Origin of the sequence: Paractinoplanes ovalisporus, assembly GCF_016834655.1 — a bacterium.
Classification (GTDB): domain Bacteria; phylum Actinomycetota; class Actinomycetes; order Mycobacteriales; family Micromonosporaceae; genus Actinoplanes; species Actinoplanes ovalisporus.
This window is the reverse complement of record NZ_JAENHP010000002.1, coordinates 12,107-33,775: the sequence shown is the minus strand read 5'-3', so window position 1 is coordinate 33,775 and position 21,669 is coordinate 12,107. Positions and strand designations below refer to the sequence as shown.

16 protein-coding genes are annotated in these 21,669 nt (G+C 72.0%); 11 read left to right on the top strand and 5 right to left on the bottom strand.

Annotated elements, in window-relative coordinates; translation table 11 throughout:
- Window positions 1-151 precede the first annotated feature (151 nt).
- The gene (locus JIG36_RS06125; protein ID WP_203375069.1) at window positions 152-4,915 is read left to right on the top strand and encodes a WG repeat-containing protein; all 4,764 of its coding nucleotides are present in this window, start codon (window positions 152-154) and stop codon (window positions 4,913-4,915) included.
- 20 nt (window positions 4,916-4,935) lie between these two features.
- The gene (locus JIG36_RS06120) at window positions 4,936-5,934 is read left to right on the top strand and encodes an aldo/keto reductase family protein (RefSeq protein WP_203375068.1); all 999 of its coding nucleotides are present in this window, start codon (window positions 4,936-4,938) and stop codon (window positions 5,932-5,934) included.
- A gap of 115 nt (window positions 5,935-6,049) precedes the next feature.
- Here JIG36_RS06120 and JIG36_RS06115 read toward each other — a convergent pair whose 3' ends face one another.
- The gene (locus JIG36_RS06115; protein WP_203375067.1) at window positions 6,050-6,877 is read right to left on the bottom strand and encodes a site-2 protease family protein; all 828 of its coding nucleotides are present in this window, start codon (window positions 6,875-6,877) and stop codon (window positions 6,050-6,052) included.
- A gap of 10 nt (window positions 6,878-6,887) precedes the next feature.
- The gene (locus tag JIG36_RS06110; protein WP_203375066.1) at window positions 6,888-7,085 is read right to left on the bottom strand and encodes a hypothetical protein; all 198 of its coding nucleotides are present in this window, start codon (window positions 7,083-7,085) and stop codon (window positions 6,888-6,890) included.
- Window positions 7,086-7,166: 81 nt separating this feature from the next.
- Between JIG36_RS06110 and JIG36_RS06105 the strand changes: the two genes are divergently transcribed.
- Together JIG36_RS06105 and cobS are read left to right on the top strand one after the other, a co-directional pair.
- Window positions 7,167-9,005, top strand: a complete 1,839-nt coding sequence (locus tag JIG36_RS06105) for a bifunctional adenosylcobinamide kinase/adenosylcobinamide-phosphate guanylyltransferase (protein ID WP_203375065.1) — start codon at window positions 7,167-7,169, stop codon at window positions 9,003-9,005.
- Window positions 9,002-9,757: an adenosylcobinamide-GDP ribazoletransferase gene (gene cobS, locus JIG36_RS06100; RefSeq protein ID WP_203375064.1), complete on the top strand. Its 756-nt coding sequence runs from the start codon at window positions 9,002-9,004 to the stop codon at window positions 9,755-9,757. Before JIG36_RS06105 ends, cobS begins: the two co-directional genes overlap by 4 nt.
- A gap of 186 nt (window positions 9,758-9,943) precedes the next feature.
- Here cobS and gcvT read toward each other — a convergent pair whose 3' ends face one another.
- Window positions 9,944-11,026: a glycine cleavage system aminomethyltransferase GcvT gene (gene gcvT, locus JIG36_RS06095; protein ID WP_203375063.1), complete on the bottom strand. Its 1,083-nt coding sequence runs from the start codon at window positions 11,024-11,026 to the stop codon at window positions 9,944-9,946.
- A gap of 140 nt (window positions 11,027-11,166) precedes the next feature.
- Here gcvT and JIG36_RS06090 point away from each other — a divergent pair, with 140 nt between their 5' ends.
- Complete coding sequence (locus JIG36_RS06090; protein ID WP_203375062.1) at window positions 11,167-12,702, top strand: leucyl aminopeptidase; 1,536 nt, start codon at window positions 11,167-11,169, stop codon at window positions 12,700-12,702.
- 37 nt (window positions 12,703-12,739) lie between these two features.
- On the opposite strand, the gene JIG36_RS06085 is transcribed toward JIG36_RS06090, so the two are convergent.
- A complete protein-coding gene (locus JIG36_RS06085; protein ID WP_203375061.1) occupies window positions 12,740-13,069 on the bottom strand; it encodes a hypothetical protein in 330 nt (109 codons plus the stop codon).
- Between the two features lie 246 nt (window positions 13,070-13,315).
- On the opposite strand from JIG36_RS06085, the gene lpdA reads away from it, so the two are divergent.
- From lpdA to JIG36_RS06055, 6 genes are all read left to right on the top strand, one after another.
- The gene (gene lpdA / locus JIG36_RS06080; RefSeq protein WP_203375060.1) at window positions 13,316-14,704 is read left to right on the top strand and encodes a dihydrolipoyl dehydrogenase; all 1,389 of its coding nucleotides are present in this window, start codon (window positions 13,316-13,318) and stop codon (window positions 14,702-14,704) included.
- A gap of 38 nt (window positions 14,705-14,742) precedes the next feature.
- Window positions 14,743-16,563: a 2-oxoglutarate dehydrogenase, E2 component, dihydrolipoamide succinyltransferase gene (gene sucB / locus JIG36_RS06075; RefSeq protein ID WP_203375059.1), complete on the top strand. Its 1,821-nt coding sequence runs from the start codon at window positions 14,743-14,745 to the stop codon at window positions 16,561-16,563.
- Window positions 16,564-16,648: 85 nt separating this feature from the next.
- The gene (locus tag JIG36_RS06070) at window positions 16,649-17,557 is read left to right on the top strand and encodes a TIGR01777 family oxidoreductase (protein WP_203375058.1); all 909 of its coding nucleotides are present in this window, start codon (window positions 16,649-16,651) and stop codon (window positions 17,555-17,557) included.
- Between the two features lie 31 nt (window positions 17,558-17,588).
- Window positions 17,589-19,451: a DUF6311 domain-containing protein gene (locus JIG36_RS06065; protein WP_203375057.1), complete on the top strand. Its 1,863-nt coding sequence runs from the start codon at window positions 17,589-17,591 to the stop codon at window positions 19,449-19,451.
- 10 nt (window positions 19,452-19,461) lie between these two features.
- Window positions 19,462-20,097 carry a lipoyl(octanoyl) transferase LipB gene (gene lipB / locus JIG36_RS06060; RefSeq protein ID WP_203375056.1) on the top strand — a complete coding sequence of 212 codons (636 nt, stop codon included), beginning with the start codon at window positions 19,462-19,464 and terminating at the stop codon, window positions 20,095-20,097.
- Window positions 20,097-20,261 carry a DUF5808 domain-containing protein gene (locus JIG36_RS06055; RefSeq protein WP_203375055.1) on the top strand — a complete coding sequence of 55 codons (165 nt, stop codon included), beginning with the start codon at window positions 20,097-20,099 and terminating at the stop codon, window positions 20,259-20,261. Before lipB ends, JIG36_RS06055 begins: the two co-directional genes overlap by 1 nt.
- A gap of 127 nt (window positions 20,262-20,388) precedes the next feature.
- On the opposite strand, the gene JIG36_RS06050 is transcribed toward JIG36_RS06055, so the two are convergent.
- Window positions 20,389-21,543 (bottom strand): PQQ-binding-like beta-propeller repeat protein, encoded by a 1,155-nt coding sequence (locus JIG36_RS06050; RefSeq protein ID WP_236046007.1) that lies wholly within the window; start codon window positions 21,541-21,543, stop codon window positions 20,389-20,391.
- Between the last annotated feature and the right edge of the window lie 126 nt (window positions 21,544-21,669).

Below are 21,669 nucleotides of genomic sequence, written 5' to 3'. Positions count from 1 at the left end.
TGTTCACTCGTCGACCGGATACCAGGCACCCGGCTGGCCCGAAGCGGGTCGTCCCCCGTCGTCGGTTCAGCCCGTGTCGCCGCGCCCGGGCTCAGCACCGCCCGCGCAGTCCGGCCCGGGAGACCCGTCGCGGCGGAACGCATCCGATCCTGTGTCCCCGGCCGAGTCCATCGCACCCACCACCGCGCCGCCCTACCCCGTGCCGGACGACACGACCACCACCCGCGACGACGCGTACGACCCGTCGGTCGGCCCCGTCTCCACCCTGCCCGCGGGCCAGTCGGCGTCGCCCCGCCCCACCGAGGCCCTCGATCCGGTCACCGCGCCTCCCGCGAACACCGAGCCTTCGAACCCGCCTCCCCCGAACACCGAGCCCTCGAACCCGTCTCCGTCGTGGGGCCCGGCCGCCGAGCGCGATCAGAGCCACGCCCCGGCCGCTCCGGCCGGCGACGACGAACCGCACGGCCTGGGCTGGCTGCTCTCCCAGAGCGGCTTGGGCGCGGTCACGCCGCTGCCCCCGCCGGTCCCGCAGGCGATCGCCCAGCCCCCGGTCGCCCAGCCGGTAGCCATCGAGCCCATCACCGATCCGGAAAGCCCTTCCGGACCGGTCTCGCCCGCCTCGCGCCCGGTCTCGCCCGCTGCCGCCGCCCCGGTCTCGGCTGCCCAGCCCACAACCGACGCTCCGGCCGCGCGGTCGATCTGGGCCCCCACGCAGCCGACATCAGCCCAGCCCGCCGCAACCCACCCGGTCTCGGCCCCCGGCTCCCGGCCGGTTTCCGGCTACCCCAGCAACACCCAGCCGGTCTCCGCACAGCCGAGCGCCCCCACGTCCGCGCAGCCGGGCGGCCCGACATCCGCGCAGCCAGGCGGCCCGACATCCGCGCAGCCAGGCGGCCCGACATCCGCGCAGCCAGGCGGCCCGACATCCGCGCAGCCAGGCGGCCCGACATCCGCGCAGCCAGGCGGCCCGAGCCCAGTCTCCGGCGACCCCCACGCCCAGCACCTCTACGCCCGGCCCGAGGTCGCGCAGTCGTACGCCGGACCCCAAGGCGGTCCCCGCCCGGTCTCAGGTCAGCCCGAAGCCACCGACTGGCAGGACGGTCCCCGTCCGGCCTCCGGTCAGCCCGAAGCCGCGCAGTCGTACACCGGGCCCCACCCGGTCTCCGGCCAGCCCGGAACCGCTCAGTCGTTCCCGGGCGCCCAGCACCCGGTCTCCGTGCAGCCCGTCACGCAGCCGGTCTCGGCAGCACCGAGCTGGCCGCATCCGGTCTCCGGTCAGCCCATGGCCGCCGACGCGGGACGGCCGGACGGGACCCGGCCGGTTGACGCCGGTTCGAAGTGGGCGCAACCCGCTCCCCCGACTCCGGCCACGGCTCCGACAAGCCCCGGCGCCACCGACCCCGGCGCCGAATCTCCGGACTGGTTCGCCCCCTCCGGCGCCCAGCCCATCGTGGTTCCCCAGGGCATGGCCCAGCCCGAATCCAGCCCGACCTCTGCGACCCCTTCGGCCAGTTCAGCCGAGGAGCCGTCCCAGGCCGCGCCCTACGCCGACCTCCCCTACGCGGACTACGACGAGCCGATCGCCGTCCAGCAGATCCTCACGCGCCCGGTTTCCGCCGAGCCGACGCCGACCAGCCCGGTGTCGGCCCACCCCGTCGCAGCCGAACCCGTCTCAGCGCAACCCGTCTCGGCCCAGCCGACCTACGACGAGCCGGCCGCAACACACCCGGTCTCATCCGAACCCACGTCGTCCCACCCGACGTCAGCCCAGCCGACGTCGTCCTTCCCCACCTCGGCCCAGCCGGCCCACGCCCAACCGGAGTCCGCGCCCGACACCGACCAGCCCACGTCTGCGGCGCCCACCTCCGTCGACCCGGTCTCGGCACAGCCAGTTTCCGGCCGGCCCGACTCGACACAGTCCGGTTGGGACTCCCCGGCTCCCACACGACCGACTTCCGCTCAACCGGGCTGGGACACCCCCGTTTCGGCTCCTCCGGCTCCGACGGAGCCGACATCGGGCGCCCCTGTCTCAGCGCACCCTGTCTCGGCCCGCCCGGTGTCGGCGCAGCCCACCTCCGGTCTTCCCGACTCCGACGCGTCAACGGCCGCGCCCGGCTTCCACGCGGCGGCCGACGCCGGCACGGATTACGCCGGAACGCACCACAGCGAGTCCACGGGCCACGGCTCGGCGGAGGCTGCCGAAACCGGAGCTACCGGGCGGGATGAGCACGGCTACGCGGACGGTGACTACGAGCCGGCAGCCCGGTTCCACGTCGACGCGGAGCCCGGACTTCACGACTACGACGAGCCGATCGACGCTGAGCTGATCGAACCGGAATCCGGTGCCGGCATTCCGGTGGTGGTGCACGCCACCGAGGCCAACGACGATGACGACATCGTGGACGCCGAGCTCATCGAGGACCCGCCCCGCGTGCTCTCGGCTCCGTCGGTCACGCACGCGATCACGGCCGAGCCCTCCGGTTCCGCCTACGAGCAGGACACCGTCGCCGGCGAGCCGGACACGGGCGGCTTCACCAGGTCTACGGCCTCGCACGCGTTCGATCGGGCCACCGATCCCCTGGCCGGCGAGCCCGATTCGGACAGCCCCACCACGCACACGGACTCGCGCGTGTCCGAACGGAACATCGAGTCCGCAGCGGCCGACCCGACCGCCGACACGCCCCACCACGGCGCGGCGGAGAGCAACGCCGAAACGACCGGACACGGCACACCGACCACCACCGGCGACGCGCCCGAGGACGACAACACGCGGAACGCCGCCGGAACCGTCCGGCCCGGAACCGTGCATACCGAGAGCTCGGCAAACACGGCGAAACCGGCCGTGCACGAGGCGGCCGAGACCGGCAACGCTGTGGCGGATCAGCACTGGCCGGAAGCGGTCACGGACACGACCGGCACAGCGGACACGATCGGGCCCGGACCTGCGGACGCCGGCGCGGCGAACACGGCCGGGCGCGGAACTGCGGACGCCGGCGCGGCGAACACAGCCGGGCGCGGAACTGCGGAATCTGGCGGCACGACGGGCCCGACCGGACCCGCGACCGCAGGCGCCCACGCTGAGAGCACAGCCGAGCGCGGAACCACGGACACCGACACGGCGGACACAGCCGAGCGCGCGACCGCGGAAGCGGCGGGCACGACTGGGCCTGCGACCGCAGGCGCCCACGTTGAGGACACGGCCGGGCGCGGGGCCGCAGAAACGTCAGAAACAACCGGGCCCGCGACCGCAGGCACCAACGCTGAGGACACGGCCGGACGCGGGGCCGGGGACGCCGACTCCGTGGACACGGCCGAGCGCGGGACCTCAGAGACAGCCGAAACCGTCGCGACGGCCAAGCAGGACACCACGGACACGGCCGAGGACGAGACGGCAGAAGCGACCGAGCACAAGACCGCGGACAACGCCGAGCGCGAAACGGCAGAAGCGGCCGAGCACGCGACCGAGCACGAAACCGCGGACACGGCCGAGCCCCTGACCGGGGAGACCGCGGAGGCGGACGGCGACGCGCCGGCTGGGCTTGGGACGGGCGTCACCCCGTACGGGAAAAAGGAACTCGCACCGATCCGGCAGCGGCGCGAACAGCAGGCGGACCCCCGCAACCGGCGGACCGACCCGGAGCAGATTCTGGCCGCCTACCCGGTCGTCTTCGACCCCCGGACGCTGCGGGAACGCATCGAGGACGACGAACCGATGTGGGTGGTTCTGGACCGGCTCACCGACAAGCTCGAGTATGCCGAGCGCGACTCCGACCGGGCGCGGCTTCTGAGTCTGCGGGCGGTGGCGTCGCGGCTGCTGGGCGACCTGGACCCGGCCTTGGAAGATGCGCGGGCGGCCCTCGTGCACGCCGAGGCGGCCGGGGATCTCGCGAAGGCCGCGGTCGTGCGGGCGCGGCTGGCACACGTGTTGCAGTGGCGCGGGGAGTTCGCCGAGGCCGACCGGATCTACGCGGAGATCAGTTCGGCCGAGCTGCCGGACCGGCTGCGGGCCGAGATCCACGAGCTGGCGGGGCGGTCGGCGTTCGAACAGGGGCGCTGGCTGGAGGCCGTCAACCATCTGGAGAGCGCTCTCGATCTGCGGAAGGGGGCCGATCCCGACCTGGTCGAGCGGATCGAGCTGGCCCTCGACACGATCACCGGGCACGCCTCGGAGGGGTGGGGTCCGTACCCGCGGTCCCGCGAGGAGATCATCGGCCGTACGGCGTCTCCGCGCCCGCAGCGGGACGAGAGCTCGGGGCTTTACGGGTATCCGGGGTCGCTGGCGCCCGTGTTCGCGCAGGCGCAACCGTTCGCGGACGGCGTGGCGTGGGTGCGCCGGCCCGAGGCGCAGGCCTGGGAGCTGATCGACGAGTCGGGGGCGTTGCTGATCGACGCGTCGGCCGGCTACCGCGCGGCCGGCCGGTTCGCCGAGGGGCTGGCCTGGGTGTCGCGGGACGACGCCGGTGGCTGGTACGCCGTCGACAAGCAGAACCGGGTCATCGTGCCGGGCGGATTTGATGACGCGCGGCCTTTCCACAACGGCTTGGCCCTCGTACGGCGTGGGGGCTGGGGTGTGGTCGACCGCCACGCCCGGCTCGTGGTGCAGCCGCACTACCGGGCGTTCGCGACCATGCTCGCCTCGGGGAAGCCGGTCGACGGTTTCACCGAGGAAGGGCTCGCGGTGGTCGACGCGGGCGAGGTCTACGGCGTGGTCGACCGCTCGGGGCAGCTGCTGGTGCAGCCGGTGCACGCCGCGCTGCTGATCCACCCGGCGGCGTTCCTGGTGGCCGACAAGTTCGGGCTGTGGGGCGCGCTCGACCGCAAGGGTCAGCCGATGGTCGAGCTCAAGTATCGGGAGCGGGCCGACGTGCTCGACGAGATCGATAAGTTGATCAAGGACACGCGGCCCGTGCTCTGAGCAAGGCATAGGGTCGGGGCATGGAACATCGTCATCTCGGCCGCTCCGGCCTGCTGATCAGTGAGCTCGCCTACGGCAACTGGATCACCCACGGTTCCCAGGTCGAGGAGGAGGCCGCCGTCGCGTGCGTACGGGCCGCGCTCGACGTGGGCATCACCAGCTTCGACACCGCCGACGCGTACGCCGGTGGGCGCGCCGAGGAGGTGCTGGGCCGGGCCCTGAAGGGCGAGCGCCGCGCCGGCCTGGAGATCTTCACCAAGGTGTTCTGGCCGACCGGGCCCGGCCCGAACGACCGCAGCCTGTCCCGCAAGCACATCATGGAGTCGATCGACGCGTCGCTGGGCCGGCTGCAGACCGACTACGTGGACCTCTACCAGGCCCACCGCTACGACTACTCGACCCCGCTCGAGGAGACCATGCAGGCGTTCGCCGACGTGGTCCGCTCGGGCAAGGCGCTCTACATCGGCGTCTCGGAGTGGACCGCGTCCGAGATCCGGGCCGGTTGGGAGATGGCCCAGGAGCTGCGGATCCCGTTCGTCTCGAACCAGCCGCAATACTCGGCCCTGCACCGGGTCATCGAGGCCGAGGTGGTGCCGACCTCGATCGAGCTGGGTGTCGGTCAGATCGTCTTCTCGCCGATCGCGCAGGGTGTGCTGACCGGCAAGTACAAGGTGGGCGAGCAGCCGCCGGCCGGTTCGCGGGCCACCGACGAGAAGTCGGGCGCCGGCTTCATCGCCCGCTTCATGAACGACGAGACGTTGTCGGCCGTGGCCCAGCTGCAGCCCCTGGCCGAGCAGGCCGGGCTGTCGATGGCCCAGCTCGCCCTGGCCTGGGTGCTGCAGAACTCGAACGTCTCGGCCGCCATCATCGGCGCGTCGCGGCCCGAGCAGGTGCACGACAACGCGGTCGCCTCCGGCCGCAAGCTCGACGCCGACCTCATGAAGGCGATCGACGCGGCCCTGGAGCCGGTCGTCGAGCGCGACCCGGCCAAGACCCAGAGCCCCGCTCGGCGTCCCTAGGCGAACTGCCCTCCCGGGTGATCGCCGCCGGTGAGTTGGCACTCGGTTCTCGACGGCCGCGAGGCCGGCGGCGAACCGCGTGCCAACTCCCGTGGAGCGAGCTGAGCCGACCGGCTCAGCTGCCCGACCAGAACCTCATCAGCTCGAGGCCGACCTGGATGAGGACCTGGGAGAGGCCGAGACGGTCGGTGATCCAGTAGACGAGGTCGAAGAACCACTCGCCGATACGCGTCTGCCAGAGCAGCAGGAAGAGCAGGATGAAGCCGTACGGCGCGAAGAGGTTCCACGCCCGCTGATAGGCGGGACTCATCCACGGCGAGAGGATGCTGCCGCCGTCGAGCCCGGGAATCGGCAGCAGGTTGAGGATCGTCGCCGTGACCTGCAGGAACGCCAACGCCGCGAGCGCCGCCCAGAACTCCAGGTGATCGCTCGACCCGCCCGCGACGAGCTGACCGCCGACCACGTCGAGCGTGGGCCCGACGCCGATCAGGAACGGGAACGCGCAGATCAGCGCGAGCACCACGTTGGTCAGCGGACCGGCCGCACTGATCAGCGAGTCTTTGACCTTGCTGTTGATGTAGCGGTGGTCGATCCAGACGGCGCCGCCGGGCAGGCCGATGCCGCCGAGGACCACCACGACCACCGGCAGCACGATCGACAGCAGCGGGCTGGTGTACTTCAGCGGGTTGAGCTTGAGGTAGCCGCGCTCGGCCACGCTGCGGTCGCCCGAGAAATAGCCGATCAGCGCGTGGGCGTACTCGTGCAGGCACAGCGAGACCAGCCAGCCCGCCACGATGAACAGGAAGACGTCGACCCGGACGTTGCCGAAGCCCGTCCAGGTCATCCAGCCGCTGACGACGAAGACCGCGACGATGCCCACGAACACCGGGCTGGGCACGAAGGCGTGGCGAGGCGTCCTGGTGTAGACCGGTTCGTAAGTCACGTCGCTCCGCTCACTCCGCCGGGAGCAGGCTCATCCGGTAGTCGACGCGATCGTCCTCCAGGAGCACGACCCCGGCCACTCCCTGCTCGGCCAGAGCACGCCATTCCTGGCCGATCCACGACTCGGCGTCGGCCTGGCTGCTGAACGTCTCCTGCGGCCCGCCCACCGGCTGACCTTCGACGTTCTCGTACCGCCAACTCCACGGCATTCGCCGCCCCCTCACGTCTTCGGTCGGTGCGACTCCACCCTACGGCTTCCGGCTGTGCGCTCCGGCCTTAAGGTACGGGGCATGTCCGATGATCGGTGGCACACGGTCCTGGTGCTCGGCGGTATCCGTTCCGGCAAGTCCGCGTTCGCCGAATCGCTGGTGGCCGACGCCCCCGCGGTGCGTTACGTGGCCACCGCGACCGGCGGCGAGGACGATCCCGAGTGGCTGGGGCGGATCGAGGCCCATCAGCGGCGGCGGCCGCAGTCGTGGTCGACCGAGGAGACCGGGGCCGACCCGGCCCGGCTGACCGAGTTGCTGACCGAGGCCAAGCCCGACGAGACGCTGCTCGTCGACGACCTGGGCGGCTGGGTGGCGGCGGTGCTCGACCCGGCCCGGCAGCCCAACGACGACGAGGCCGACGTGGAGGCGCTGGCGGCCGCGGTGCGTACGTGCTCGGCCCGGGTCGTGTTCGTCAGCCCCGAGGTCGGTTTGGCGCTGGTGCCCACGACGCCGGTGGGGCGGGCCTTCGCCGACGCGCTGGGCACCACGAACCAGGCCCTCGCCGAGGCCTGTGACCGGGTGGCGCTGGTCGTCGCCGGCCGCGCGGTGTGGTTGAAGGAGTCGCCCGAGGCCGCGACGCCCGTGGTTCCGGCACCCGCCGCTCCGGCCGCCGCGTCTCCGGCGCCCCTGGTGGAGGCGCCCGCGATCATTCCGGCGCCCCCGGTTGAGGTGCCCCCGGTCGAGGCCACGGTCGTCAGTCCCGAGGTGGAAGAGCCGACCCCGGTTTCCCGTACGCCCGGAGTCATCGACGAGCCCACCATGGTGCTTCCGCTGGTGGCGTCGCAGACCGTCATCGAGCCCGGCATGGAACTGCCGCTGCCCGACGGCGACGCCGGCCCCGACGCGCGCGACCGCCTCGCCACCGTCGACTTCCCCGGCGCCGGGCTGGGCCGACTGGTCGAGGCGGTCGAGTTCGCCGCCGCCACCCAGTCCACGGTCACCCCGCAGCCGTGGTCGGCCGTGCGGGTGCTGCTGCTCTCGGGCCGGCACGCCGGTGGGGCCGCGGCCGGGGACGACATCGAGGACGTGGAGCGCCGCGTCGCCCAGGTCGAGAACGGTGAGGGTGTGCTGAGCCGCCTGGCCGGTTCGGCCGGGGCCGACATCGCCGTCCTGCGCACCGGCGAGGCCGCGCCCATCGAGGACGGTCCGGCCGCCACCGACGAAGAGGTCGAACGGGCCCTGCTGCAGGGCTGGCACCTGGCCGACGCGGCCGCCGAGGCGGGCAAGGACCTGCTCGTGCTCGCGTCGATCGGCACGGGCACCGACGCCGTCGCGGCCGCGGTCTCGGTCGCGACCACCGGCGCCGAGGCGGTCGCCGTGCTGCCCCGGGTGCTGCTGCCGGGCGGGGTCATCGACGACGAGTCGTGGATGGTCCGGTGCGCCGCCGTCCGCGACGCCATGCACCGGATCCGCCGGGAGCCCCGCGGCGCCAAGGACGTGCTGCGGGAGCTCGGCGGCCAGGACTTCGCGGTCGCCACGGGCGCGCTCCTCGGCGCGGCCGCCCGCCGCCTGCCGGTGGTGCTCGACGGGCCGGTCGGTGTCGCGGCCGGCCTGATCGCCCGCGACCTCGCCAGTCAGACCCGGCACTGGTCGATGCTGGTCGACGTGGGCAACCTCGAACTGGTGCGCCAGGGTGGGGACGTGCTCGGGCTGAACCCCGTACTGGACCTGGGTCTGGGTCTGGGTGAAGGAGCGAACGCCCTGGCCGCGCTGCCGCTGCTGAGGACGGCCGTGGGTCTGGCGTCGGCGGTCGGCGTGCATCCGGCGATGCTGGCCGAGCACGGCGACGAGGGCCTGTCGGACGACGACGCGGAGTTCATCGAGCCGGAACCGGACGGGCCGGGCCCGGCGAGCACGTGAGCCTCACGGCCGGGATCCGCCTCTCGATCACCACGCTGACGGTCCTGCCGGTCCGGGCCGGCCGCATCGACCGCCCGGCGGCCGCGGTGGCGATGAGCGTGGCCCCGGCCGTCGGAGCGCTGCTGGGCCTGATCCTGGGCGCCCTGTTGTGGTCGCTGCGCGAGGCGCACGCGCCCGCGATGGTGGCGGCCGCGGTGACGGTGGCCGCGGCCGCGTTGCTGACCCGGGGCATGCACCTCGACGGGCTGGCCGACACGGTCGACGCGCTGGGTTCCTACCGCCGGGGCGAGGCCGCCCTGGAGATCATGAAAAAGTCCGACATCGGCCCGTTCGGGGTGGCCGCGATCGCCCTGACGCTGCTGATCCAGGCGTCGGCGCTGTCCACGCTCCCGGTGGCGGCGGTGGTCGTGGCGTTCGCGGCCGGCCGGACGGCGATCACGCTGGCCTGCCGGTCCGGGGTGCCCGCGGCCCGCAACGAGGGCCTGGGCGCGCTGGTGGCCGGCACGGTGCCCCGATGGCCGGCCGTGGTGATCGGGGCGCTGGTGGTCGCCGCGGGGGTGGCCGCAACTCCGGACCGTCCGTGGCAGGGCCCGGTCGCGGTGGCCGTCTCGCTCTTGGCGGTGGTCGCCCTGGTGCACCACGCCGTACGCCGTTTCGGCGGCATCACCGGCGACGTGCTCGGCGCCTCGGTCGAGGTCGCCACGACGCTAGCCATGATCGGCTTGTCGTTCACCAAGATCGCCGCCAACTAGGCCCACCCCACCGCTCCCAGGGGGCTGGCCAAAAAATACGCGCCGCCAGACGAGCGATCCGGGTTATCCACAGGTGAGCCTGCCAACAGTATTCCCAGCCCAAACAGTGCTAGGCGCGCTGAACAGGCCGCTGCGGAACAGGCCGGCACAGGGCAGCGAGGGAACAGGCCCCCGGGCGAGCGGCGGCTAGCGGACGGACGGCTGCACGAACGGCGGCTTCACGACCCGGGCCTCCGTACGGCGTCCACGGATGTCGACCTCGACCAGGTCACCGTCGCTGATGCCGGCCGCCGTGTCGAGCAGGGCCAGCGCGATGCCCACCTTCTTCGTCGGCGAGAACGTGCCCGACGTGGTCTCGCCGATCAGCGACTCACCGGCGTACACGGGCATGTGGCCTCGGGGAATGCCCCGCCCGGTCAGCTCGAGACCGCGCAGGGTGCGACGCGGACCGGCGGCCTTCTCGGCGACCAGCGCGTCCCGCCCCCAGAAGGCCGGCTTGCCCCAGCCGACGGCCCAGCCCGAGCGCGCCTGCACCGGCGTGATGTCGAGCGACAGGTCCTGACCGTGCAGCGGATAACCCATCTCCGTACGCAGGGTGTCGCGCGCGCCCAGACCGCACGGGCGCACCCCGGCGCCGATCAGCGAGTCCCACACCTCGCCCGCCGCCGACCAGGGCACGACGAGTTCGTAGCCGTGCTCGCCGGTGTAGCCGGTGCGGCAGACGATCAACTCGCCGGAGGGGACGAACGCCATGTAGTCGTCGGGCGTGGGCAGGCCCAGCTTGGCCAGCACCTCGGGCGACTGCGGGCCCTGCACGGCGAGAACGGCCCAGCCCGAGTGCTCGTCGGTCACGGTCACCCCGGCCGGGGCAGCGGCGGTCAGGAGCCGTACGACGGAAGCGGTGTTCGCGGCGTTCGGAATGAGGAAGACCTCGTCGTCGGAGACCAGGTAGGCGATGAGGTCGTCGACCACGCCACCGGACTCGTCGCAGCACAGCGTGTACTGCGCCTTGCCGGGTGCGATGCGGCCCAGGTCGTTGGTGAGGCACGCGTTGACGAAGGCGGCCGCGCCCTCCCCCCGTACGCGGGCCTTGCCCAGGTGGGAGACGTCGAAGACGCCCGAGGCCTCCCGGACCGCCGTGTGCTCCTTGATGACGCCGCCGCCCGCGTACTCCAGCGGCATCTCCCAGCCCCCGAAAGCGGCGAACTTCGCACCGAGGGCGACATGGCGCTCGTGCAACGGGGAACGAGAAAGGGCGTCGGCAGACATGAGAGTCAACTTACCCGTGACCTTGCATGTGGTTAGAGTCGCGGGGACACCCCACCTCCGGCGTCAGTCCGCCGGGGAACCACCGATCAGCCGGCGTGGCCCATGAGGCGCCCGGCCCCGAAGTCCGCGGAGAGCCTTCTGTGAGCCAGCCCAGCCTCAGCCTGGTCGACACCGACCCGGCCGAATTGGCCGTCGATGCCATCGTCATCGGCCTGCACAGCCAGCCCGACGAGGGTGGCGCCCTGTTGCCGGCGGCCGGCGCCGAAAGCATCGCCGCCGCGTTCGACGGCAAGCTGACCTCGACGCTGGCGCTGCTCGGCGCGAGCGGCGCGCCCGGCGAGGTGACCAAGCTGGCCACCCTGGGCACGATCACGGCCCCCCTGGTGGTGGCGGTCGGCCTGGGCGACGAGCCCTCCGGGTCGGCGCCCAACCTCGAGACGCTGCGCCGCGGCACCGGCGCCGCCGTGCGCGCGCTGGCCGGCAGCACCACCGTCGCGCTGGCACTGCCGCTGCCCGACGACGAGGACGCTCCGGGCGTGCTGCGCGCGATCCTCGAGGGCGCGCTGCTGGGGTCGTACAAGTTCGCCGGTTACAAGACCAAGCCGCAGCCGAACCGCCGCGACCCGGTCTCGGCCCTGCAGGTGCACGTGCCGGACGCGACCGACGCGGCCGCGGCCGCCGAGGTGACGCGGGCCGAGGTCGTCGCGCGGGCCGTCCGCCTGACCCGTGACTGGGTCAACACGCCGCCCAACTCGCTGCGCCCGCCGCAGTTCGCCGACGCCGTGGTGGCCGCGGCCAAGGGCACCGGCCTCGAGGTCGAGGTGCTCGACTTCGACGAGCTGAAGGCCGGCGGCTACGGCGGCATCGTGGCCGTGGGCCAGGGTTCCGAGGCCCCGCCCCGGCTGGTCAAGCTCAGCTACACGCCCGAGGGCGTCGAGTCGCCGAAGCGGGTCGCGCTGGTCGGCAAGGGCATCACGTTCGACACCGGTGGCATCAGCATCAAGCCGTCGGCGGGCATGTGGGAGATGAAGTCCGACATGGCCGGCGCCGCCGCGGTGGGCGCCACCATGCTGGCCGTCGCCGCGCTCAAGCCCCAGGTCGCGGTGAGCGCCTATCTCGCGATGGCCGAGAACATGCCTTCCGGTACGGCGTACCGGCCGGGCGACGTCATCACGATGTTCAACGGCAAGCGCGTCGAGGTCTACAACACCGACGCCGAGGGCCGCATGGTGCTGGCCGACGCGATCGCCCGCGCCTGCGCCGACGGCACCGACTACGTGCTCGAGGCGTCGACGCTGACCGGCGGCCAGGTGGTCGCGCTGGGCAAGCGCATCTCGGGCCTGATGGGTTCGGACGAGGCGGTCGAGCTGGTGCGCGCGGCGGGTGACCTGGTGGGCGAGCCGGCCTGGCCGATGCCGTTGCCGGACGAGGTGCGCAAGGGCATGGAGTCGGACATCGCCGACATTTCCCAGACCAACTCGAACCTGGACCGCTCCGGCCACATGCTGCAGGGCGGGGTGTTCCTGCGGGAGTTCGTCGCCGAGGGTGTCGAGTGGGCGCACATCGACATCGCGGGCCCGAGCTACCACACGGGCGAGCCGACCGGTTATTGGACGAAGGGCGGCACGGGCGTCCCGATTCGTACGCTGCTGGCGGTTATCGACCGTTTGAGCTGATTATCATGGTTCCGGGCGCACATCGCCCGGAACCATGTCAGTTTTCCTGAGCGGGCCGGCGCTTCTGGCGCTCGTTGTAGTCACGCATCCGCTGCGGATAACCCATGAGCCGCACGTCATAGATGGGAACGCTCAGCTGATGAGCCCACCGACGGGCGATCTCGGGAGTCTCGGTGCGACGCCGCGTCCACTCACCGTCGTGTGCCACGAGCAACACCGTGGTCTCGGTCACGTTGGTGCGCGGTTCGATGAAGGCCTCGACCCCGCGACGAGTGCGGACGAACTCCGCAAGATACTCAAGATCGGCACGGTCGACAGCCCGTCCGGCCGCGGCACGCGGCTCCTGGCGACGCCGAAACCAGGCCACCGCACACTCCTCACGTTCAATTGCGGCAAGAGTACGTCGGGCACGCTCGCCGTGGGGAACCTGAGTGCATCCGCGGGATCGTCAAGTGGAAAGATGGCCTGGACATACTGTGACCGTTTCCATTCAGAGTTATTCGGGGCTCACCTTGACCGACGCACAGCTACAGCTGAACGCCTCGGCGCCCACCGCCCCGAATAATTCTGACTGTGTGACCCGCATGGCAACGACGCGAACACTGGAGTCAACGTGAGCCAGCCGAACGGCGGAACCTTCGACATCGTCATCCTCGGCGCCGGCAGCGGTGGTTATGCGGCCGCCCTGCGCGCGGCCGAGCTCAACCTCTCCGTCGCGCTGATCGACAAGGCCGAGCTGGGCGGCACGTGCCTGCACCGCGGCTGCATCCCGACCAAGGCGCTGCTGCACGCGGCCGAGATCGCCGACCAGACCCGCGAGAGCGAGCAGTTCGGCGTCAAGGCCGACCTGGTCGGCATCGACATGGCCGGCGTCAACGCGTACAAGGACGGCGTGGTCGCCCGCCTCTACAAGGGCCTGCAGGGCCTGCTCAAGCAGGACAAGATCACGCTGGTGCAGGGCGCCGGCAAGCTTGTCGCCAAGGACACGGTCGAGGTCGACGGCAAGCGCTACACCGGGCGCAACGTCATCCTGGCGACCGGCTCCTACTCCCGCTCGCTGCCCGGCCTCGAGGTCGACGGCAAGCGCGTCATCACCAGCGAGCACGCCCTCAAGCTCGACCGGGTGCCGTCCTCGGCCATCGTCCTGGGCGGCGGCGTGATCGGCGTCGAGTTCGCCAGCGTCTGGAAGTCGTTCGGCGCCGACGTCACCATCCTCGAGGCCCTCCCCCGCCTGGTCGCGGCCGAGGACGAGGAGATCTCCAAGACGGTCGAGCGCGCCTTCCGCAAGCGCAAGATCAACTTCAAGGTCGGCAAGCCGTTCGAGAAGGTCGAGCACACCTCCAACGGCGTCCGCGCGACCATCGCCGGCGGCGAGACCGTCGAGGCCGAGGTGCTGCTGGTCGCGGTCGGCCGCGGCCCGACAACGGCCAACCTGGGCTACGAGCAGCAGGGCATCACGCTCGACCGCGGCTTCGTGATCACCAACGAGCGGCTGCACACCGGCGTCGGCAACATCTACGCCGTGGGCGACATCGTCCCCGGCCTGCAGCTCGCGCACCGCGGCTTCCAGCAGGGCATCTTCGTGGCCGAAGAGATCGCGGGCCTGCGCCCGGCGCCGATCGACGAGGCGGGCATCCCCCGGGTCACCTACTCCGACCCCGAGGTCGCGTCGGTGGGCCTGACCGAGGCCAAGGCCAAGGAGCAGTACGGCGCGGACAAGGTCTCGACGTACAACTACAACCTCGGCGGCAACGGCAAGAGCCAGATCCTCAAGACCGCGGGCTTCGTCAAGCTGGTGCGCCTCAACGACGGCCCCGTGCTGGGCGTCCACATGGTCGGCGCGCGGATGGGCGAACTGGTCGGCGAGGCTCAGTTGATCTACAACTGGGAGGCGTTCCCGGAAGAGGTCGCTCAGCTGGTCCACGCCCACCCGACGCAGAACGAGGCGCTCGGCGAGGCGTTCCTGGCCCTGTCCGGCAAGCCCCTGCACGCACACAGCTGACCTGAGTCTTACGAGAAGCGGTTAAGGAGTTCTGAGACATGCCGACATCGGTCACCATGCCGCGGCTGGGTGAGAGCGTCACCGAGGGCACCGTCACTCGCTGGCTGAAGCAGGAGGGCGAGCGGGTGGAGGCCGACGAGCCGCTGCTCGAGGTCTCCACCGACAAGGTCGACACGGAGATCCCGTCGCCGGCCGCGGGTGTGCTCACCCGGATCGTCGTCGGCGAGGACGAGACGGCCGACGTCGGCAGCGAGCTCGCGGTCATCGCCGGCGACGGCGAGGAGGCGGACACCTCCGCCCCCGCCCCGGCCCAGCAGCAGGCCGAGCCGGAGCCCGAGCCCGAGCCGGCGGCGCCGACCACCCCGTCGACCGAGAAGCCGGTCGAGGAGGAGGCCCCGGCCCCGCAGACCGCCTCCGCCTCCAGCGGCGAGGGCACCGCGGTGAAGATGCCGGCGCTCGGCGAGAGCGTCACCGAGGGCACCGTCACCCGCTGGCTCAAGGCGGTCGGCGACTCGATCGAGGTCGACGAGCCGCTGCTCGAGGTCTCGACCGACAAGGTCGACACCGAGATCCCCTCGCCGGTCGCGGGCACGCTGCTCGAGATCAAGGTGCAGGAGGACGAGACGGCCGACGTCGGCGCCGACCTGGCGATCATCGGCGCCGAGGGTGCGGCTCCCGCGCCGGCGCCGGAGAAGGCAGCGCCGGCCCCGCAGCAGGCTCCCGCCCCCAAGCAGGAGCAGGAAGCCCCGAAGGTCGAGTCGGCCCCCGCGCCCGACTTCGCGCCGTCCGGCGAGTCCTACGCCGACCCGGCCCCCGAGGCCGAGACGTCGAAGGACCCGGTGGCGGCCGAGGCCAAGGCCGAGCCGCCCGCCCCGTCGACGCCGCGCACCGAGACGGCCAGCCCGAACGGCGCCGGCGACGCCGGTTACGTCACGCCGCTGGTCCGCAAGCTGGCCGCCGAGAAGGGCGTCGACCTGTCGACCCTGACCGGCACCGGCGTCGGCGGCCGCATCCGCAAGCAGGACGTGACCGACGCCGCCGACAAGGCGGCCGCCGCCAAGGCCGCTCCGGCGCCCGCCCCGGCCCAGCCGGCCGCCAAGCCCGCCGCAGCCGCCAAGCCGGCCCCGAGCCCGCTGCGGGGCCGCACCGAGAAGCTGACCCGCACCCGCGCGACGATCGCCCGTCGCATGGTCGAGTCGCTGCAGATCTCGGCGCAGCTCACCACGGTGGTCGAGGTCGACGTGACCAGGATCGCCCAGCTGCGGAACAAGGCGAAGGCCGACTTCCTGGCCCAGCACGGCGTCAAGCTCAGCTTCCTGCCGTTCTTCGCCCTGGCCGCCGTCGAGGCGCTGCGCCAGCACCCGGTCGTGAACTCGTCGATCGACCAGGAGGCCGGCACGGTCACCTACCACGACGCCGAGCACCTCGGCATGGCCGTCGACACGCCGAAGGGCCTGATCGTCCCGGTCATCAAGGACGCCGGTGACCTCAACCTGGCCGGGCTGGCCAAGCGGATCGCCGACGTGGCCGACCGCACCCGCAACAACAAGATCGGCCCGGACGAGATCTCGGGCGGCACGTTCACGCTGACCAACACGGGCAGCCGGGGCGCGCTCTTCGACACGCCGATCATCAACCAGCCGCAGGTCGGCATCCTGGGCACCGGCGCCGTGGTCAAGCGGGCCGTGGTCATCAACGACCCCGAGCTGGGCGAGATCATCGCGCCGCGCTCGATGGTCTACCTGGCCCTGAGCTACGACCACCGGATCGTGGACGGCGCCGACGCCGCCCGCTTCCTGGTCACGCTGAAGGAGCGCCTCGAGGGCGGCCACTTCGAGGGCGACCTGGGTCTCGCGTAACGACACCGACGACAGGGAGCGTCCGGGATCATCCCGGGCGCTCCCTTCGTTTTGAACGGGTTCATTTCAGGGCATGATGAGAACCATGCGGATCCTGATCTCCGGCGGTTCCGGCTTCCTCGGCACGCCGTTCGTCGAGCGGCTGCGCGAGAGCGGCCACGAGGTGACCCGGCTGGTGCGCCGGCCCGCCGAGAAGCCCGACGAGGCCACCTGGCAGCCCTCCCAGGGGCAGATCGACCCGCACGTGGTGGCCGCGGCCGACGTGGTGATCAACCTGTCCGGCGCGAACGTCGGCGCCAAGCGCTGGACGGCCCGCTACAAGAGCGAACTGCGCTCGAGCCGGGTCGACACCACCGGCACGCTCGCCCGGGCGATCCGCAAGCTGCCCGAGGCCGACCGACCGCACACGCTGCTGCAGGCCTCTGCCGTCGGCTGGTACGGCGACACCGGTGACAACCCGGTCACCGAGGAGGCGCCGGCCGGCAACACGTTCCTGGCCGACCTGTGCCGCGTGTGGGAGGCCGCCGCCCGGCCCGCCGAGGACGCCGGCGTACGCGTCGTGCTCCTGCGCACCGGCATCGCCGTCGAGACCCTGGTCGAGCGGCTGGTGCTGCTGTTCAAGCTGGGCGCCGGGGCCAAGCTGGGCGGCGGCAAGCAGTGGATGCCGTGGACCAACGTGCCCGACTGGCTCGGTGCGGCCGAGTTCGTGCTCGAGCGCGAAGACATCGCGGGCCCGGTCAACCTGGTCGGGCGGGAGCCGGCCACCAACGCCGAGTTCACCAAGGCCCTGGCGTCCGCCGTCCACCGCCCGGCGCTCCTGTCGGTCCCCAGCCCGGCCCTGTTCCTGGCGCTGGGCGAGCTCGCCGGCGAATCCCTGCGCAGCAGCCGGGTCGTCCCGGCGGTGCTGGAACGGGCCGGTTTCCGGTGGACGCACCCGACCATCGAGTCCGCTCTGCGGGCCGCCGTCGGGCAGGAAGCGACGGCATCGCGCTGAGCAGCGGTGCGGGCTTGCTAACCTGCGCCTGATGTCCGTCGCCGTTCCCACCACCACGTCCGCCGCCGACGAGCCGGCCCCGCCCGACGCCCCCGCGGCGACCCGGCGGTGGCGGTCGCATCTGTTCGTCGCGCTGGCCGCCCTCCTGCTCGGCTATTACGTGATCAGCCGGCTGTGGCAGGACCCGTTTCAGCACGCCGTCGCCGAGAACGTCGGCGACCAGGCGTTCTTCGAATGGGTGCTGTCCTACGGCGTGCACCTGCTGCAGCACGGCGGCGACCCGTTCTTCACCGATCTGCTGAACGTGCCGGACGGCGTGAACCTGGCCGCCAACACCTCGATCACGGTGTACGCGATCCTGTTCGCCCCGCTGACGATGCTGGCCGGCCCGCAGGTCACGTTCCTGACGATCCTCACACTCAACCTGGCCGGCTCCGCCTTCGCGTGGTACCTGTTCCTCGGCCGCTGGATCACCGCCAACCGGGCCGCGGCCGCGCTGGCCGGCCTGTTCTGCGGGTTCGCGCCGGGCTTCATCGCACACGCCAACGGCCACCTCAACTGGACCTCGGGCTGGATCGCGCCGCTGGTGCTGTGGCGGCTGCTCAAGATGCGCGACACCGGCCGCTGGCTGCGCAACGGCCTGCTGCTGGGTGTGACGCTCGCGCTCGGCTTCTCGATCGCGGCCGAGGGCCTGTTCTTCGCGGCGCTGGCCGGTGGCGTGTTCGTGATCACGTGGGCGCTCGCCCCGATCAACCGGGCCGAGGCGCGGGCGGCGCTGCCGAAGTTCCTGGCCGGGCTCGGAGTCACCGCCGTGGTGGCCGGCGCCCTGCTCGCCTACCCGCTCTACATGCACTTCGCGGGCCCGCAGACCTTCAAGGGCACCGGCTTCAACCAGCGGCACTACTCCGAGGACCTGTTCTCGTTCTTCGCGTTCGCCGACCGGTCGCTGGCCAGCTGGGCCGGGCTCGACAACGACCTGGCGGCCAACCGCACCGAGGAGCAGAGCTTCTTCGGCCTGCCGCTGATGATCCTGATCATCGTGTCGCTGGTGATGCTCTATCGGAACGCGGACGACCGCCGCCGCGCGACCCTGCGGGCCCTGATGGTGGTGGGCGGGCTGTTCCTGCTCATCTCGCTCGGCCCCCGGCTGCGGGTGGCCGGGAGCGAAACCCCCATTCCCCTTCTGTACGCCCTCCTCCAGCACGTGCCGCTGTTCGACGCGGCGCTCCCGGCCCGTTTCGCCCTGGTGCTGGTCGGTGTCTTCGGCGTGATCCTGGCGATGGCGTGCGAGCAGGCCTTCGGCCAGGTCAAACCCCAGCCCCTGTACGTGATGGGCCTGGTCGTCGCCCTCCTGCCGATCTTCCCGATCCCGCTCGAATACCGGCACCGCGCCCCCGAGCCGAAGTTCATCGCCGACGGCACGTGGGAGAGGTACGTCCCCGACGGCGGCGTCATCAGCGCGCTGCCGTTCGCGATCAACGTGGCGGCCGACGGGCAGCGCTGGCAGGCGTACACGATGGCCCGGGGCGGCCAGATGTTCCGCATCCCCGACGGCTATTTCCTCGGTCCCGACATCGACGGCGTCGAGGGCAAGGGCCGCATCGGGGCCGTCCCGCGCGCCACCGACTGGCTGTTCCTGCGGGCCGCCCTCTACGGCTACATCGCCGACCTGGACAACGCCGACCGGGCCACCGCCCGCGCCGACTTCCAGCGCTGGGGCATCAACGCGCTGTTCCTGCCCGACGAGATCACCGGTCCCGAGGGCCCGCTGTTCCGCTCGGCGGTCGAGGTCACCGCGCGTGACCTGCTGGGCGAGCCCGAGCGCGTCGGCGACGTGCTGGTGTGGCGCATCCGTCCCGGTGTGGATCCGGTCGACCGGCCGGCAGGGGACTAACGTGGATCGCGTGACAACTTCCACGCTCACTGTCCTGCGGCCCGGCCTGGTCGACTATCGCGAGGCCTGGGACGAGCAGCGGCGCCTGCACGACGCCGTGGTGGACGGCACCCAGCCCGACACGGTCCTGCTGCTCGAGCACCCCAGCGTGCTCACGGCGGGCAAGCGCACCGAACCGGCCGACCTGCCGATCGACGGCACCCCCGTCGTCGACGTCGACCGCGGCGGCAAGATCACCTGGCACGGCCCCGGCCAACTGGTCGGCTACCCGATCCTCAAGCTGCCGGACCCGATCGACGTGGTCGCCTACGTCCGCCGTACGGAACAGATGTTGATCGACGTGTGCGCCGAGTTCGGTGTCACCGCCGCCCGCTCCGACATCAAGGGCCGCAGCGGCGCGTGGGTCCTGGCCGACGACCGCGGCCCCGACCGCAAGATCGCCGCGATCGGCATCCGGGTCGCCCGCGGCGTGACGCAGCACGGTTTCGCCATCAACGCCGACTGCGACCTGGCGAACTTCGACCGCTTCACCCCGTGCGGTATCCGCGACGCCGGCGTGACGTCGCTCTCGGCCGAGCTGGGCCGCGACGTGACGGTGGCCGAGGTGCTGCCGGTCGTCGAGAAGCACCTCACTACCCTGCTCTGATGGCTCTCTACCGGGACCCGAACGACAAGCGCGTCTTCGTCCCCAAACGTGGCGGTGGGGTGTCGCTGAACTTCGGCCACCCCATCGCCTGGGTGATCCTCATCTGCACCACGATCATCCCGTTCGCGATCGTGATCGGCATGACCATCGCGGTCCTCTCCTAGCCCGCCGGCCGCCGTCGCCGCGCTCTCGGCCCCGCGCGGGCACTACGCCCCACGCTCCTGGCCCCGCGCGGCACTACGCCCCTCGCTCCTGGCCCGTTGCCGGGCGGCACGCCGCTGCCGGGACCGCCTAGCCCGTTGTGCGCCACACCGTGACGGTCAGGTCGTAGCGCCGGCAGGCCAGCAGGTCACCGGCGGTCGAGCAGGCGTCGGGCGTGACCCGCGGGATGACCGCCCGGACGCGGCCGTCCTCCGGCCCGACCAGCGTCGTCCGGTCGCCTTCGGGATAGAAGACCAGGTCGCTGACCGGCCGCCCCCGCCCGAAGTCGGCCTCGACCCGGCCGGTGGCGAGGTCGACCCGAGCGGAACGCCCGTTCACGTCGGTCAGCACGCCGCTCTCGGTGACCAGGCGCCACTGCTCGCCGTTCCACCGCTCGACACCCGTGACGAGATCGAGCACGGTCGCCCCCTCGTACCCGATCGCGCACAGCAGCGCATCGCCGCAACTCGCGACCGCGTACGGGGAAACGACCTTTTTGATCCATTCCCGCGAGAGCCCGTCGAGCCGGTAGGACGCGATGCGGTTCCCGCCGAAGACGATCAGCCTCTCCCCCACGATCAACGCTCCCGCGCCCGGGGCAGAGAAGTTCAGTTCCTCCGGTACGCCGAGATCACTGAACCCGGTGAGCTCTCGCCCGTCCTCGGCGGCGTAGACAGCGGCCCGCGTCCCCTCGAGCAGCACGATCCGCCGGTCGTCGCCCGTGAACCCCGCGGCCGGCCGTTTCCAGAACAGGCGCCCGGTCCGCAGGTCACGCACGCTCAGCACCCCGTCTTCCGGGTTCCAGTCGGCCACCCGCCCGCCGACCAGCTGCACCACCGGAAAGCCGTCCCGGCTCCACAGCACAGCGCCCGTACGAGCGTCGACAAACGTCGCCACCCCCGCGTCGTTCGCGTCGATGACGAGCGTCCCGGCCCCGGCCGAGGTCACCCGCTGCCCCGCCGTGATCTGGGCACTCCACGACGGGCACCCCGCACAGAGCGGGGTCGCCTGGACCAGCCCGTCCGACCGTACGACGTAAAGCGCCTCGGTCGTGAGCAGCTCGGCCGACAGTCCGCGGGCGTCGGCCTTGAGCACCTCGACGACCCCGGAGCCGCGGGGCAGAGCGGCCGAGCCCCCGAGCAGAAGCAGAGCCGCGGCGACAACCGCCACGACCGCGTAGCGAACCGATCCCGCACTTCTGACCCGCTCACGGTGAGCGGGCCCAACATCGAGATCGATGACCACGAACGGGACTTTACGCCGAGCCGGAGATCAAAATCGGTTGTCCACATTCCGCCCCGGCCGCCGCAGGAGCTGTGGACAACCAGCTTGATCACCTTGACACGGGCGTAGCTTGCTTCCTTATCCCCA